This window comes from Pandoraea thiooxydans (assembly GCF_001931675.1).
Lineage (GTDB): Bacteria > Pseudomonadota > Gammaproteobacteria > Burkholderiales > Burkholderiaceae > Pandoraea > Pandoraea thiooxydans.
On the sequence record NZ_CP014839.1, the window covers coordinates 1,351,181 to 1,365,839 of the forward strand.

The window sequence follows — 14,659 nt, forward strand, 5'->3', positions numbered from 1 at the left end:
ATTTGCAGAAAATAGCTCAGAACATACTGCACAACATCGAACTCGTTAGCAATGATAGTGCGGAAAACCTTCAGGACGAAATAAGAGGTGCGGTTGAACTCGAGCGAAAAGAGTTTGTTCTCATTGTCGGCAATAAAGGTTCCGGCAAGTCTACATTTGTTGACAGGTTCTTCGGGCTTACACTAGATAGATCGCTCCGGAATAAATGCACTCTGCTGACAGTGGATTTACGGGACAGCGATGGTCAAGTCGAATCAATCCAACGCTGGCTCACCGAGCAGTTAATTATCAAGATTGAACAAGCACTTTTCCCCAATGCCAATCTTAGCTATGAGCAACTGCAGGGAGTATTTCATAAGCAATATACTCGATGGGCTCAAGGGGAGTTTCGGCATTTGCACGAATCCGATAAAATTGCGTTTAAAATTAAATTTGGAGAATATGTCCACAATCTAAGAATAAATTCTCCAAGTGAGTATCTTCAAGCATTTCTGGCTCATACGGTCTTTGCAAGGCAAAAAATGCCTTGCTTGGTGTTCGATAATACAGACCACTTTAACCAAGAATTCCAGGAAGCGGTCTTTCAGTATGCGCAATCGATTTACAGGGCGATTTATTCGTTTATAATTTGCCCCGTTACGGATAGGACGATATGGCAACTTTCCAAGCATGGGCCAATGCAGTCATATGAAACCAAATCTTTTTACCTCCCCGTTCCGTCGACGAAGGACGTACTTCAAAGGAGAGTCTCATTCTTAAAAGAAAAGCTTCTTTCTCCGTCAAAACAAAGGGATCAATATTTTCTATCCAAGGGAATAAGACTTTCGGTTAAAGACATGAGCGCATTTGCGGCGTGCGTCGAGGAAGTTTTTATTAATACCGAATATGTTTCCAGGACTGTTAGTTGGTTATGCAACTATGATATTCGACGAGGATTACAACTTTCAAAACAAATTTTGACATCGCCACAAATCCCTATTGATGATCTGGTAAAGACATACGTTTCCGGGCGGCGACTTACAATTCCAGAATTTAGGGTTAGGAAGGCGCTGTTTTTAGGTGACTACAATCAATTCAGGCAGGAGGATAGCGAATTCATTTTGAATGTATTCACTATGCTTCCGGATGCCATCGGGACGCCGTTTGCAAAACTCAGCATAATACAGGTGCTAAAGGATAAGCAGGCTCAGGCGCACTCCCCCGCGGATGCATACATGGAGATCGGAGAAGTCGCCGCGTATTTGGAACCGATGGGCATGCCGCCAGCGATTACGCTACGTCATTTCCAATTTCTGATGGACTATCGTCTTGTTGAGCCCTACGACCCAACTGTCAACACTTCTGATTACTCTGTTCCGGTGAAAGTAACCCCGAGTGGTCTGATTCATCTGGAGTTCGCTTTGGCCGATGCGGCATATCTTGAGCATGTGGGATTAACAACCCCGGTGAGGGAGGATAAGAACGCGGACGAGATCCGGAACATGATGGCAAAGAAATGGAACACCAATGAGGCAGCGGAGCATTGAGACGAGCTAAAGAAAACCTTTGCTGAGTTTATGCTTGAAGAGGACCTGCGCTACTGCGTTGTACCGGAACAGTTTGAAGGGCAGCGCTTTCTTCGCTCTTCCTTCCGCTCAAAATGGGTGCGCGAAGCGGCCCAGTAATTACTGAACAATGGTGATTGCCTAATAGCGCGAGGTTCGCGTGTGGAGCGCATGACAGACGATCGCGAGGGCTCAACTGACGCGGCCGCCGGAAATGCTCCGTCTTCCCGCGCAGGAAGACGACTGCGGGAATGTCTGTTGTACATTGGAAGCGGCAGTTGCGATCGCGATGAGACGACGGGCCGGAGTGGGTCGGAAAGCGCCACACAACCACTAACCCGTCCATCCGGACACCCCCCAACTCAAAATAAGCCACCAACACCCTCTCAACCCACCCCATAAATCCCCGCATCTGCTACGACAGCTTACTTCTCTGAGCGACGACGAGCCACGCAGCGGGGCGAAGTTCGGGCGCCCATCGACCAGGCAACCAACATTTCATCAATGCCCAGCCCCGGGCAATCAAGCAACCAAATCTACCGACCCACCTCGCCCAACCCACCCATCAACACATACTTCACCTGCACATACTCTTCGATGCCGTAATAGCTGCCTTCGCGCCCGTAGCCGGATTGCTTGACCCCGCCAAACGGCACGGAAGCGGTGCCCACCGAGCCTGAGTTGAGGATCACCATGCCGGCCTCGATGTCGCGCGAGAGCCGGAATGCCCGGCCGAGATCGCGCGTGAATGCGTAGGCGACCAGACCGTATTCGGTGGCGTTGGCGCGCGCAATGACTTCGTGCTCGGAGGCGAATGTGTAGACGGGGAAGACCGGGCCGAAGATTTCAGTCGAGCAGATCTCCATGTCGTCGGTGAGGTGGGTGAGGATGGTCGGCGCATAGAAGAGCCCGCCGTTGTCGTGTCGCCGCCCGCCGAGCAGCGTCCTGGCGCCGCTTCGCTGCGCCTGTTCGACGAGCCGCGATACCTTGTCGAGCGCGGCCTGGTTGATCAGCGGCCCCACCACGAAGTCGGGCTGCAATCCCTGGTCGACGCGGATTGGCTCGACGGCTTCCTTCAGGCGCTGCACGAAGCGATCGTGAATGCCGGCCTGCACGTAGATGCGGTTCGGCGAGATGCAGACCTGGCCGGAGTTGCGCAGCTTGGCGGCAACCAGCCCTGACAGCGCCTGTTCGATGTCGGCGTCGTCGAACACGATGAACGGCGCGTTGCCGCCGAGTTCCATGGTCAGTTTTTTCAGCGTATCCGCGCTTTGCCGGGCGAGCAGCCGGCCGATTTGGGTCGATCCGGTGAACGAGATCTTCCGGATGCGCGGGTCGCCGGTCATCAGGCCGCCGATGGTGGCGGGGTCGCCGGTCACCATCTCGAAAACGCCCTCGGCAATGCCGGCGCGTCTTGCGTATTCAAGCAGTTTGTAGGCGGTCAGCGGCGTTTCTTCCGCCGGCTTGATGATGATCGTGCAACCGGCCGCGAGGGCGGTGGCGACCTTGCGGGCAATCATCATGAACGGGAAATTCCATGGCGTGATCGACGCCACCGGGCCGATCGGCTCCTTGACGACCAGCACCGCGGCATCGGCGGCGTGCGACGGAATCGTGTCGCCATATACGCGCCGGGCTTCTTCCGCATACCATTCGATGAAGCCCAGGCCGTAGTCGATTTCGCCGAGCGCTTCGCTCAGGCACTTACCGTTCTCGCGCGAGATCAGTTCGGCGAAGTCCTGCCGGTCTTGCCTGACCAGCTCGAACCACTTGCGCAGCAGGTCGCTGCGCTGCCTGGCCAGGGTTCGCGACCATGCATGGAACGCCGCGCAGGTGCGATCGATCGCCTCGCGCACTTCCTGCTCCGAGTGGTGTTTGACGTGGCCGACGATGCTGCCGTCGGCGGGGTTTCTTACTTCGATCATGACGTGTCCTTGAGTCCGTGTCGGGATGGCGATTGCCGTGAGCGCGCAGTGCGCGAGAGCCGTCAACCGGCGCCTCGACGTCGCTACCGGCGTTCGCGGCAATCTTGCGGAAATGTTATGGGCACCGGCCGGCGCGGCAAACGCGCATTCGTCTGTGATTCTTGCCTGATCCTATGAGCGGCTGGTGCTTTGCCCGGCTGCATGCGAAACTGCACCGGTCGACCGCTACGGTTTGTCTTTCCGCCGCCATGGACCCCGCATCCAAACGTCAAGAGCGCCTGCGCCAACAGATGATCGAGTTGCTGCTGGCGCTCGCGCCCGACGAGGGCTATAACCTTTCCCCGCTGCCCGATATTCGCTTTCTGCGTTCGAACCGGTCGTTGACCAGAACGCCGGTGCTCTACGAGCCGGGCATCGTGATCGTGTGCCAGGGGCGCAAGCGCGGTTATTGGGGCGATGAGGTCTATCTTTACGATGCCCAGCGATATCTGGTGGTCTCGGTGCCGTTGCCGTTTTCGATGGAGACCGACGCGAGCGAGGCCGAGCCGTTGCTGGCGATTTATTTGCGGCTGGATTTCGGCATGGCCGCCGATTTGCTGCTGCAGCTCGAGGAGCACGAAGCGCTGGCGCCGACGCCGCCTCGCGGCATGGCGACCACCCGGCTCGATATCCCGCTGGGGCAGAGCGTCCTGCGCTTTTTACAGGCGATGCAAAATCCGCTCGAGGCGCAGATCCTCGGGCCGGCGCTGGTGCGGGAAATCTACTTCCGGGTTTTCATGGGCGAGCAGGGCGGCTCGATGCGCGCCGCGATCAGCCGCCAGGGCAACTTCGGCCGCATCTCCCGCGCGATCCGCAAGATTCATACGAGTTTTGCGCAACCGCTGACGGTGGAAGAACTCGCCGCCGAAGCGCGCATGAGCGTACCCACCTTCCACGTGCACTTCAAGGCGGTGACCGATACCTCGCCGCTGCAATACATCAAGTCCACGCGCCTGCACCAGGCGCGGCTCCTGATGGCGCGCCACGGCATGACCGCGGCGGCGGCCAGCGGCCAGGTCGGTTATGAAAGCCCGTCGCAATTCAGCCGTGAATTCAAGCGATTGTTCGGCGGCAGCCCATTGCAGGAGATCGCGCGAATGAAGCGTCATTTTGCGTTGCCGGACGAAGGCGCGCCGTCGATTTTCGTATCCTCGCACTAACCGCAATCTCTGGAAAATCCCGCCCATGGCTCGCCGCGATTCGCTTCCCCCTCTCAATCCGACCCGCGCTTTCGAGGCGACCGGGCGCCTGCTCAGCATTTCGAAGGCCGCGGAAGAGTTGTCCGTCACGCCGGCCGCGGTGAGCCGGCAGGTCAGGGCGCTCGAAGACTTTCTCAAGGCGCCGCTGTTCGAGCGGGTGCGCGGCGGCCTCGTGCTGACCGCCGTGGGGGCCCGCTATCTGTCCGACTTGATGCCGCTTTTCGCCACGCTGCGCGCGGCCACGGATGCGGTCATCTCCGGCAGCCCGGGCGGCAACGTGCTGCGCATCCGCTCGCCGGCCACCTTCGCGGTGCGCTGGCTGATTCCGCGTCTGGCGAGCTTTCACCGGCTCAATCAAAACATCGACGTGCAATTGACCACGTCGTCCGCACCGCTGAACTTCGCGCAGGAAGACATCGACGCGGGCATTCAGCTGGGTAACGGCGATTGGCCCGGGATGAACACGCAGCGCCTGATCCCGAACGAACTCGTGCCGGTGGCCGCGCCCTCGCTCGCGGTGAAACGGCCCAAACAGCTCGACAGGCAAACGCTGCTGCATTCCCTCGCGCGCCTCGACGACTGGAGCCTGTGGCTGAAGGCCGCGGGCCTGACGAGAATCAATGCGCAGCGCGGCATGCGCTACGAGACCTCGCTGTTGGCCTACCAGGCGGCGATCGAAGGGCACGGCGTGGCAATCGCACAGAAAGCGCTGGTGGAAAAGGAGCTGGCCGACGGCACGCTGGCCGTCCCATTCGGGCCGACGCTCGATCGCGGCGCGTACACCTATTATTTCGCGTGGCCGGCCGGCAAGCGCCAGAGCGCGGCATTGCGGGCGTTTCGCGAGTGGCTGGCCACGGTCGTGCGCGGCTGACGGTTCTTGCGCAGCGCGTGGCTTTACAAAAAGTCAAAAGGTACGGTCGATAAAGTCGTTTGTCGACGCTTCGTATGCTCCCTATCCTGTTCTCGATGACTGCAAACCGGTGACACGACTGTCGTTTGCAGCGCGTAACAGGACAGGAAAACATGATAAGAGACAGCCTTCGAGGCATACGCGTGCTGGATTTCTCGCACGTGCTGGCCGGACCCGTTTGCTCGCTGATGCTTGCCGATCTCGGCGCGGACGTGGTCAAGATCGAACCTCCATCGGGTGAGCTCGGGCGCAGGATCGGGCCGCCGTGGATCAACGGCGAAAGCGTCGCCAGTCTGAGTGTCAATCGCAACAAGCGCAGCCTGGCGATCGATCTGAAAACCGAAGCCGGCCGGCAAGCGGTACGGAAGATGGCCAGCCAGGCCGATGTGATCGTCGAGAATTTCCGGCCTGGCGTGATGGCGACGCTGGGTCTTGATTACGCGTCGCTCGAAGCGTCCAACCGCAAACTCGTCTACTGCTCGGTCTCCGCGTTTGGCCAGACCGGCGCATCGCGTAGCCGTCCGGCTGTCGACGGCATCATTCAGGCGGTCAGCGGGTTGATGAGCACGCTGGGCGCGCCCGGCTCCGACCCGCTGAAGGTGCCGGTTCCGGTGGCCGACATGGTCGGCGGCTATATGGCCGCCATCGCCGTGCTGGCCGCGCTGCACGAGGTCCGCCAGGGCGGCCCCGGCCAGTATCTCGACGTGAGCCTGTTCACCACGGCGATCGCTTTGCAGCAAGTCGGTTTCACGTCGTTTCTGGCCTCTCGCGTCGATCCGGAGAAGGTCGGCAGCGCCGCGCCTTACGCGTCTCCCAACGAGGCCTTCCAGACGCGCGACGGCTGGCTGATGATCGCGGCCTATCACCCCGACCGGTGGGCGTCGCTTTGCGAGGTGCTCGGCTTGCCGCATCTCGAGTCGGACCCGCGCTTTGCCACCAATCCCGATCGCGTGCGCAACCGGGCTGCGTTGCGCCATGCGCTGGGCGAATGCTTTGTCGCCCGCACCACATCCGAATGGCTCGGCCTGCTGGCTGCGCGCGACATCCTGTGCGCCCCGGTGTCGACGTACAGCGAAGTGGTGAATTCTCTCGAGTATCGCGAAAGCGGGATCGATTCGAGCGTCGATCATCCCGTCGCCGGCAAGGTGCGGCTGCCGGGCTTCGCGCTCGCCAGGACGGACGATCCGTGCGCGCACGACGTGGCCGCGCCGCTCGTCGGGCAGCACTCCATTCAGGTCCTCGAAGAATACGGGATTGCCAATGACGAGATCGCCGGGCTGCTGGGCCAGGGCGTGATCCGAACGACCGCCGCGCAAGATGCGCCGGTCGCCGTTTAGGAGGCGGATGTGAAGCGCGCTCCCGTCCTTATCGAGAAGCATGGCAATGTCACGTTGCTCCGGCTCGCATCGGAGAACCCGTTAAACCCGCTGACCGATGAGCTCGTCGATGCCTTGGGCGATGCCCTGGGCCGGATCGATGCCGACGACGCGGTGCATGCCACCGTCATCACCGGCTCGGAGAAAGCCTTTGCCGCCGGTGCCGACATCGTCGCCATGTCGGCACTGGATTACGCCGAAGCATTCCGGCGGGACTATGTCGGCAGGAACTGGGACCGCATCCGCGCGCACCGCAAGCCGCTGATTGCGGCGGTGCAGGGATACGCCCTTGGCGGCGGATGCGAGTTGGCGATGATGTGCGACATCGTGATTGCCGCCGACGACGCCACCTTCGGCCAACCGGAAGTCAAGCTCGGCATCGTGCCCGGCGCAGGCGGCACGCAGCGCCTGCCGCGCGCCGCGGGCAAGTCGCTGGCGATGCAGATGTGTTTGTCCGGTGCGTCGATTTCGGCGCAGCAGGCCTTGGCCTGCGGCCTCGCTTCCAGGGTTGTCGCCCGTGAGCGGCTGGTTGCCGAGGCACTCGACATGGCCGGTTCGATCGCAAGACATTCCCTGCCGGTGCTGATGGCGATCAAGGAAGCCGTGGGCCGATCCTTCGAGTCGTCGCTGAGCGACGGACTGTTGTTCGAGCGGCGTCTGTTTCAGGCGGGCTTCGCGTTGCGCGATCAGAAGGAAGGCATGGCGGCGTTCCTGCAGAAGCGAACGCCGGAATTTCTCAACAAGTGAGTATCGGAATGAACGGTTACCCAATGAACACCATAAGCGATGACACGACGGCCGCCGGGGCGCAAGGCGAGAGCCTGGTCACGACCCGCGTCGTCAATGGCGTGATGACTATCACGCTGAATGAACCGAAAACCGGCAACGCACTCGATGTCGCAATGACCGAGGCGCTGGCGGACGCGCTGGAGCGGGCGGGCGGTCTGGCGAACGTGCACTGCGTTCTGCTGAGGTCCTCGGGCAGGCATTTTTGCACGGGCGGCAATGTGAAGGATATGGAGGCCGGCGCCGATCTGATGCAAGGCTCGGTCGAGGCCGTCAGGGAGCGCCTCGCCGGGAGCCTGCATCGCATTACCCGCGCGTTGCATGCGCTGCCCGTGCCGTCCATTGCCGCGGTCAATGGCGCCGCGGTGGGCGCCGGATTCGATATCGCATTGATGTGCGATTTGCGCATCGCTGCCGAAACTGCGCGCTTCGCGGAGAGCTTTCTGCGGCTCGGCCTGGTCTCCGGCATCGGCGGGGCGTGGTTTCTCGCCCGCATCGTCGGCGTAGCCAAGGCAATGGAATTGACGCTGACCAGTGAATTCATCGATGCGCATCGCGCGCTCGACGCCGGCATCGTCTCGCGTGTCGTGGCCGACGACGCGCTGGACACCGAGGCGCAACTGCTTGCCGAAAAAATCGCCGGCAGCCCGGCACACGCTTTGCGCATGGCCAAGCAACTGGTTCGCCAATCGGCCGAAGCATCGTTGCCGGCGGCGCTGGAGATGGCAGCCTCGATGCAGGCCATTCTCCTGTGCGGCGACGAACACAAGGCGGCGGTTCGCCGGTTTCTCAAGTAAAGCGTCGCCAGACGACGCGTTCTATGTAACGCAAACAAAAAAACAGTGGAAGGAGACAGTCATGAACATGCATCATCGCCAGCCGGCGACGCTACGGCAAATGCTGAAAATCATCACGACCTCGAGCCTGGGAACGATGCTCGAGTATTACGACTTCTTTGTGTACGTCGCGCTGACGAGCACACTGACGCAACTGTTTCTGCCGTCGCAGGATAAGGCCGTCGCTGCGCTCGCGGGGGTTGCCACCTTCGGCATCGCCTATCTGGCGCGCCCGATCGGCACGATCATCTTCAGCCCGATGGCGGACCGGATCGGGCGCAAGAAGACCTTTGTCATCACGCTTGCGATGATGGGCGTCGCAACCGTCGGCATCGGCTGCCTGCCGACCTATGCGGCGGTCGGGGCGGCCGCGCCCGTCGCATTGCTGGTGCTGCGCATTACGCAAGGCATTGCGCTCGGCGGCGAGTACGGCTCGGCCGTCGTCTATGTGATCGAATACGCGCCGCAGGGCAAGCGGGGCATGTTTACGAGCGTCTTGCAGAGCACGGCCGGCGTCGGCCTGTTGCTCGCCCTGGCGATCGTGTCGGCGTTGCGATTGACGCTGGACGCCCACGCATTCGCCACCTGGGGATGGCGCGTGCCGTTCCTGATCTCCGCGCCGATCGTGGCGATTGCAACCATGATTCGGCTGGGCATGAAGGAGACGCCGGTATTCGTCGAGATGCAGGAGAGCGGACGTTTGTCGAAAGCGCCGCTGTCCGACACGGTGACCAGCAAAACCTCATGGAAATCCATTCTGGTGGCGATCTTCGGCGCCCAGGGAGGCACCTCGGTATCGCTGTACACGTCGGTGGTCTATATGCTGTACTTTCTGCAGAACGTGCTCAAGGTCGAGCCGACGCACGCCAGTCTGTGCGTGGCCGTCGGTATCGTGATCGCCACGCCGATGTTCCCGGTGTTTGGGCGCCTGTCCGACCAGATCGGGCGTGCACGGGTGATGTTCATCGGCATCCTGCTGTGGATGGCCTGCGCGTATCCGGCCTTCGCGGGGATCCGCACAGGGGTGCTCAACGGGGCCTGGGGCGTGGTTGCGGCACTCATCACGGTACTCTCCGTGCTGACCGCCATGATCATGGCGCCGCTGCCCGCATTTATCGCCGAGTGCTTTCCGCCGCAGAGCAGGACCACGGGATTCGGACTCGCGCAGCAACTGGGCAACATCCTGTTTGGCGGATTTCTGCCGCTGATCAGTCTGTCGCTGGTGGGCCTGACCGGCAATCAATTGGCGGGAGTGGCTTATTCGATTACGTCACTCGTGCCCTGTCTCGCGGTCACCTATTTCTGGGGGCTCAAAAGAGATCGCGCCAGAGGCCGGGCGGAGTTGATGACGGCTCCGGCACCCGCAGGCGACTGATCCACCGGAAAAACCTTGCGTTCGGTAGGGGCTGGCGACGCCGCCGTCACTCGAAATAAGGCCCCGCCACCGCCTCGATCCAACCCATGAACGCCCGCACCCGTTGCGACAGGTTGCGTCGATGCGCGACCACGAGCCATGCGGGGAGCGGGGAGGGGCGCAGTTCGGGCAGCACTTCGACCAGCGCGCCGGTTTCGAGGTGCTGGGCGAGCGCCGCGTGGCCGGCCTGGATCAGGCCGATGCCGGCGAGCCCGGCGGCGTGATAGGTCCGCACATTGTTGACCTGCACCGCGCCGGGCAGCGCCAGCGTCGCGTAGCCCTCGCCGTGCGGGTATTCCCACCCCGCCGGTCTGGCGCCGAGCGTCGGCGTGTAGTGCACCATCTGGTGTGCCTGGGTGCGCAGATCGTCGAGCGTGCGCGGCGTGCCGTGGCGCGCCAGGTAGCTCGGGCTGGCCGCGTTGATCATGCGCAGTTTGCCGAGCGGCCGGGCAATCAGGGTTTCGTCGATGATCGGACCCAGGCGAATCACGCAATCGAACCCTTCCTGAACCAGATCGACGCGCCGGTCGGTGCTGGAGAGCTCCAGTTCCAGCTCGGGATGCGCGGCCAATAGTTGCGGCAGCGCCGGCATGACGATGCTTTGCGCCAGCTCGGTCGGCATGTCGACACGCAATTTGCCGCGCAGCGGCGCGCCGCTGCCTGCGAACATCGACTGCAATTCCTGCACTTCGGCCAGCAGGTCGCGCGCGCGGGCGTGAAAGGCGCGCCCGTCTTCGGTGAGCTGCACGCTGCGCGTGGTCCGGTGCAGCAGGGTCGTGCCCAGCGCCTGCTCGAGCCGGCGAACCACCGCCGAGACGCGTCCCTTCTGAATGCCGAGGCTTTCGGCGGCCCGCGTGAAGCTCGACATTTCGGCCACACGGGCAAAGATCAACAGTGCGTCGAGATCTTGCATTGTTCTCTCGGTGAGTCACAGTGCGTTCCATTTTCGCTTATTTATGTCGTGAACGTGACTCAGTAGACTGTTTTTCCATGTCGTCCACGACGGACGGCCCGAACCAAAGGAAGCCACCATGACTCAGCCCGCCTCATCCACTTCGGCCACCATGTCCACCGCGTCCACCGTGTCCTCTGCGCCCATCAACGCGGTGGTCGTCTACCACTCCGGCTACGGGCATACCCGGCGCATGGCCACGGCGGTCGCCGAAGGCGCCGGCGCCGAGCTCGTGGCGATCGACGCCGAGGGGAACGTAAACGAGGCCGCCTGGCAGGCGCTGGCCGGCGCCGACGCCATCCTGTTCGGTTCGCCGACCTACATGGGTGGCCCGAGCTGGCAGTTCAAGAAATTTGCGGATGCCTCGTCCAAGGTCTGGTTCGAGCGCGGCTGGCAAAACAAAATCTTTGGCGGCTTCACCAATAGCGCCAGCCTTAACGGCGACAAGCTCAATACGCTCGAATACTTCTTTTTGCTCGCCGGCCAGCATGGCGGAATTTGGGTCAGCATGGACATCAAGCCGGCCAATCTGAAAGCGTCGCTGCGCGACGACCTCAATCGCATGGGCTCCTATATTGCGCCAATGGCGCAAACGCCCGGCGATGCGTCGCCCGAGGAAATGTCGCCGGGCGACCTCGAAACGGCACGCCGCTATGGCGCGCGCGTCGCGCTGGTCGCCGGCCGGATGCGGCCGCGTTGATGGCGGCGCGCATCCCATGAGAAATGGGCGCGCGGCGGCGAGGCCGACCTGTTTCGCCGGCCGCCGCCCCGTGTCTGCTCAACCTGTCACCCGAAACGCCAGCACCGGCAGGTCGTCCATTTGCAGCGTTTCTGCCTTGGCCGGCACCGGGCCGCGCTCGAAGAGTTCGCGCAGGTCTTGCGGGGTGGCCTTCACACCGACCACGATCGCCTGAACGATCGGGCCTTCCTTGAGCTGAAGGTGTCCGTAGACGTAGGGGGCGATTTTTTCGAAGCGCGGGTGGCAGGCCGGCGTGATGTTGTGCGTGGCGAAGAGCAGCGTGGCTTCGCCGCTGAGTTCCGCGGGTTCGACGTTCCAGCTGCCGCAATGCTCGCAGCAGCCGGTCGGGGGAAACGTGTAGCGTCCGCACGACTTGCAGGCGATTGCGCGAAACACGCCGTTGGCGAGCCCTTCGTAATAGGAACGGATGGTGTTGGGCTGTTCGGTAGCGTTTTGCATGTCAGAGACTCCCGAGAACGACCACGGTGCCGATCATGGCGTAGCCGTGGGTATGAATGACGGAGACCCGGGGCGGCCTGGGAATCTGCCGCGCGCCTGCCTTGCCGCGCATTTGCAGCACCGCCTCGTAGGTATCGGACCCGGCGCTGGCGGCCCACGCATGGCCGAACGCATGGCGCCCGCCATGGGTCGACATGGGGCGGTTGCCGTCAAAGCGCAGCTGTCCGTCGCGCGCGGCGGCAAGGCCCTTGCCCGCCTCGAGATAGCCGATCGTCTCGGCCGTGCAAATGCTCGAGATATGCGAGCAGTCGTGGGTGTGCAGGTAGTCGATGTCGGCCGCCTTGATGTCGGCCATGCCAAAGGCCGCGTCGATTGCCCGCTTGTCGAATTCCCAATAGGTCGGGTCGTCGCCATACCACGGCAAGTCGCTGTAGCTGATGCCGAATCCCTTGAACTCGACCGGCTCCGATTTGCCTTGCTTGGCCAGATCGGCGCGCGTGAGCACCATGGCCGAGGCGCCGTCGGCGGTCGTCACCAGGCTCAGCAGCCGCGACGGCCACGCGACGAACGGGTTGTGCTTGTCCGATTGCCAGTAGTCGTACGGGTCGGAGAAGCCCTCGCGCGCGGCGCGGTCTTCGAGCTTTTCCTGGATGTTGGCCTTGGGCGTCATCGAGCCGTGCAATCGCCGCGTGCGGCAGAGCTCGAACATGCCGCGGTCGAAATCCTCGATCGAGATGCCGTATTTGCGGCAGTAGCCGAGCGCGACGAGGCCGTTGTAGGTCGAGAAAATGTCGTAGCCTTGCGGCACGCCATACGCCTGGTTGACCGCCATATCGGTCCACAGCCAGGTTTGCTGATGCGATATCGGCTCGCGCTCGTACGGGCTGAATTGCTTGACCTTGGTGCGCGTGGTCTCCACGCCGTACACCAGCACCGTGTCGTAGACGCCGGCGGCAATCGACATGGCGGCCAGCGCGGCGCCCACGTTGGTGGTCGAGCATTGCGCCTCGAAATGTACGCCGGCCTTGAACTGGGTGCCGATCCATTTGGAGAGCTGCGTATAGGTGCCGGGCAACTGCGAGCTGGCGACCATGGCATTGCCCGCGAAGACGGCATCCACGTCCTGCGCGCTTACCCCGGCATCGTCGAGCGCTTCCTTGACCGCACGCGCGGTGAGCTCCTGGATACTCGTTCCCTTGAGCTCGGGCGTCTCGAGCAGGTCGCCAAAACGAGAGCAGCCGACACCCGAAATCGCCACTCGTTCGCGCAAAGTGTTTGTCATGGAAATGCCTCCTTGAATGGTCCACGCAGCGCTATCTCAGCACCGGGCAAGGGGGCATGGTTTGATTCACGTCAATCGCGTCGTGAATTTCGCCGCAGGCGTGTGGGCGGTTTTTGGCGGTGGCGCGCTGATCCGGTCGGTCGGGTTTGGGTGCCTCGCGCCGTCAGTAGCGGCGCTTGCCGCGCGGGGCCGCCGCTTCGTCGAGCAGCCAGTCGCGAAAGGCGACGAGCTTCGGCATCTCGGCGCAATCGGCGCGGTAGACCACGTAGTAGGCCAGCGGGGAGGTGAAGGTGATTTCCGGAAACAGCCGCACCAGCCGGCCGGTGGCCAGGTCGTCGCCGGCCATCACGCTGCGCGCTAGCGCCACGCCGTGGCCGTCGATGGCCGCCTGCAGCACCGCGGCGGAGTTGTTGATCTTCATGCCGCGCGCGGTCGCCACGCCCGTCACGCCGGCCTTCTGCAGCCATATGTCCCAGGTGGGAAAGCCGGTGGCGGCGTCCATCGAAAGGTCATGAATCAAGGTTTCGCGCGCAAGCGACTCCGGCGTCAGCAATCGGCCGCGCCGGTGCAAGAGTTTGGGCGAACAGACTGGATATACCTCTTCGTCCATCAGCTTGACGGCGCTCAGGCCGGGCCAGTTGCCGGTGCCGTAGCGCACGCCGATATCGACGCCCAGCGCGACGAAATCCACCGGCTTGAGATTGGTGTCGAGCCGCACGTCGGTGTCGGGCCAGGCGGCCTGAAATCGCTCGATGCGCGGCAGCAGCCATTTGGCGGCAAACGCGGGGCTCACCGCCACGGTGAGCATCCCGCTGGCCGATCCTTCGCGCAGGCGCTCGAGCCCCAGCATCAGGCGATCGAACCCGGCGCGAATGTCGGGCAGGGCGCGCTCGGCGGCGTCGGTCGGCACCAGCCGCACCCGCCCGCTCGCGGCCCGGTGAAACAGCGCCACGCCCAGCGACTCTTCCAGCGTGCGCACCAGTTGCCCGACCGCGGCCGGGGTTACGTGCAATTCGGCCGCGGCAGCCGCAAAGCTCTGGTGGCGGGCGCTGGCTTCGAACGCGCGCAATGCGTTGAGGTGAACCGGAGATTTCATGACGGTAAAGATTTTCTATCGATGCCGGATACTTTATCTCGTTTGCCAGCCGGCGGGAATCGATGAAAAATTCCACCATTGGTCCGCTCGAATGAACATGCG

At 62.3% G+C, this 14,659-nt stretch carries 13 protein-coding genes; 8 read left to right on the top strand and 5 right to left on the bottom strand.

Annotated elements, in window-relative coordinates:
- Positions 1–2 precede the first annotated feature (2 nt).
- Positions 3–1,526: an ABC transporter ATP-binding protein gene (locus tag PATSB16_RS06125; protein WP_047213174.1), complete on the top strand. Its 1,524-nt coding sequence runs from the start codon at positions 3–5 to the stop codon at positions 1,524–1,526.
- A gap of 554 nt (positions 1,527–2,080) precedes the next feature.
- Here PATSB16_RS06125 and PATSB16_RS06130 read toward each other — a convergent pair.
- Complete coding sequence (locus PATSB16_RS06130; protein WP_047213175.1) at positions 2,081–3,469, bottom strand: NAD-dependent succinate-semialdehyde dehydrogenase; 1,389 nt, start codon at positions 3,467–3,469, stop codon at positions 2,081–2,083.
- Between the two features lie 248 nt (positions 3,470–3,717).
- Here PATSB16_RS06130 and PATSB16_RS06135 point away from each other — a divergent pair, with 248 nt between their 5' ends.
- The 6 genes from PATSB16_RS06135 to PATSB16_RS06160 all read left to right on the top strand — a co-directional run bounded on the left by PATSB16_RS06135 (position 3,718) and on the right by PATSB16_RS06160 (position 9,990).
- On the top strand, positions 3,718–4,668 hold the full coding sequence (locus PATSB16_RS06135; protein WP_047216317.1) for an AraC family transcriptional regulator: 951 nt from the start codon (positions 3,718–3,720) through the stop codon (positions 4,666–4,668).
- A gap of 25 nt (positions 4,669–4,693) precedes the next feature.
- The gene (locus PATSB16_RS06140; RefSeq protein ID WP_047213177.1) at positions 4,694–5,578 is read left to right on the top strand and encodes a LysR substrate-binding domain-containing protein; all 885 of its coding nucleotides are present in this window, start codon (positions 4,694–4,696) and stop codon (positions 5,576–5,578) included.
- Positions 5,579–5,730: 152 nt separating this feature from the next.
- On the top strand, positions 5,731–6,954 hold the full coding sequence (locus PATSB16_RS06145; protein WP_047213178.1) for a CaiB/BaiF CoA transferase family protein: 1,224 nt from the start codon (positions 5,731–5,733) through the stop codon (positions 6,952–6,954).
- Between the two features lie 9 nt (positions 6,955–6,963).
- Positions 6,964–7,740, top strand: a complete 777-nt coding sequence (locus tag PATSB16_RS06150; RefSeq protein ID WP_047213180.1) for an enoyl-CoA hydratase-related protein — start codon at positions 6,964–6,966, stop codon at positions 7,738–7,740.
- 23 nt (positions 7,741–7,763) lie between these two features.
- Positions 7,764–8,576, top strand: a complete 813-nt coding sequence (locus tag PATSB16_RS06155; RefSeq protein ID WP_047213182.1) for an enoyl-CoA hydratase-related protein — start codon at positions 7,764–7,766, stop codon at positions 8,574–8,576.
- A 61-nt stretch (positions 8,577–8,637) separates the two neighbouring features.
- On the top strand, positions 8,638–9,990 hold the full coding sequence (locus tag PATSB16_RS06160) for an MFS transporter (RefSeq protein WP_156884625.1): 1,353 nt from the start codon (positions 8,638–8,640) through the stop codon (positions 9,988–9,990).
- Positions 9,991–10,036: 46 nt separating this feature from the next.
- Here PATSB16_RS06160 and PATSB16_RS06165 read toward each other — a convergent pair whose 3' ends face one another.
- On the bottom strand, positions 10,037–10,942 hold the full coding sequence (locus PATSB16_RS06165; protein WP_047213183.1) for a LysR family transcriptional regulator: 906 nt from the start codon (positions 10,940–10,942) through the stop codon (positions 10,037–10,039).
- Between the two features lie 151 nt (positions 10,943–11,093).
- Between PATSB16_RS06165 and PATSB16_RS06170 the strand changes: the two genes are divergently transcribed.
- A complete protein-coding gene (locus tag PATSB16_RS06170) occupies positions 11,094–11,681 on the top strand; it encodes a flavodoxin family protein (RefSeq protein WP_047216319.1) in 588 nt (195 codons plus the stop codon).
- A 78-nt stretch (positions 11,682–11,759) separates the two neighbouring features.
- Here the strand turns inward: PATSB16_RS06170 and PATSB16_RS06175 are convergent, their stop codons facing one another.
- The 3 genes from PATSB16_RS06175 to gcvA form a co-directional block, all read right to left on the bottom strand.
- Positions 11,760–12,179, bottom strand: coding sequence for a Zn-ribbon domain-containing OB-fold protein (locus PATSB16_RS06175; protein ID WP_047213185.1), 420 nt, complete (start codon positions 12,177–12,179; stop codon positions 11,760–11,762).
- A gap of 1 nt (position 12,180) precedes the next feature.
- Positions 12,181–13,461, bottom strand: a complete 1,281-nt coding sequence (locus PATSB16_RS06180) for a thiolase family protein (RefSeq protein ID WP_047213186.1) — start codon at positions 13,459–13,461, stop codon at positions 12,181–12,183.
- Positions 13,462–13,624: 163 nt separating this feature from the next.
- Positions 13,625–14,557, bottom strand: a complete 933-nt coding sequence (gcvA, locus tag PATSB16_RS06185) for a transcriptional regulator GcvA (RefSeq protein WP_047213188.1) — start codon at positions 14,555–14,557, stop codon at positions 13,625–13,627.
- Between the last annotated feature and the right edge of the window lie 102 nt (positions 14,558–14,659).

Bases quoted from the DNA above. Each gene is read 5' to 3' on its own strand.
- PATSB16_RS06130 (WP_047213175.1), bottom strand. From the start codon at position 3,469: ATGATCGAAGTAAGAAACCCCGCCGACGGCAGCATCGTCGGCCACGTC.
- PATSB16_RS06135 (WP_047216317.1), top strand. From the start codon at position 3,718: ATGGACCCCGCATCCAAACGTCAAGAGCGCCTGCGCCAACAGATGATC.
- PATSB16_RS06140 (WP_047213177.1), top strand. From the start codon at position 4,694: ATGGCTCGCCGCGATTCGCTTCCCCCTCTCAATCCGACCCGCGCTTTC.
- PATSB16_RS06145 (WP_047213178.1), top strand. From the start codon at position 5,731: ATGATAAGAGACAGCCTTCGAGGCATACGCGTGCTGGATTTCTCGCAC.
- PATSB16_RS06155 (WP_047213182.1), top strand. From the start codon at position 7,764: ATGAACACCATAAGCGATGACACGACGGCCGCCGGGGCGCAAGGCGAG.
- PATSB16_RS06160 (WP_156884625.1), top strand. From the start codon at position 8,638: ATGAACATGCATCATCGCCAGCCGGCGACGCTACGGCAAATGCTGAAA.
- PATSB16_RS06165 (WP_047213183.1), bottom strand. From the start codon at position 10,942: ATGCAAGATCTCGACGCACTGTTGATCTTTGCCCGTGTGGCCGAAATG.
- PATSB16_RS06170 (WP_047216319.1), top strand. From the start codon at position 11,094: ATGTCCACCGCGTCCACCGTGTCCTCTGCGCCCATCAACGCGGTGGTC.
- PATSB16_RS06175 (WP_047213185.1), bottom strand. From the start codon at position 12,179: ATGCAAAACGCTACCGAACAGCCCAACACCATCCGTTCCTATTACGAA.
- PATSB16_RS06180 (WP_047213186.1), bottom strand. From the start codon at position 13,461: ATGACAAACACTTTGCGCGAACGAGTGGCGATTTCGGGTGTCGGCTGC.
- gcvA (WP_047213188.1), bottom strand. From the start codon at position 14,557: ATGAAATCTCCGGTTCACCTCAACGCATTGCGCGCGTTCGAAGCCAGC.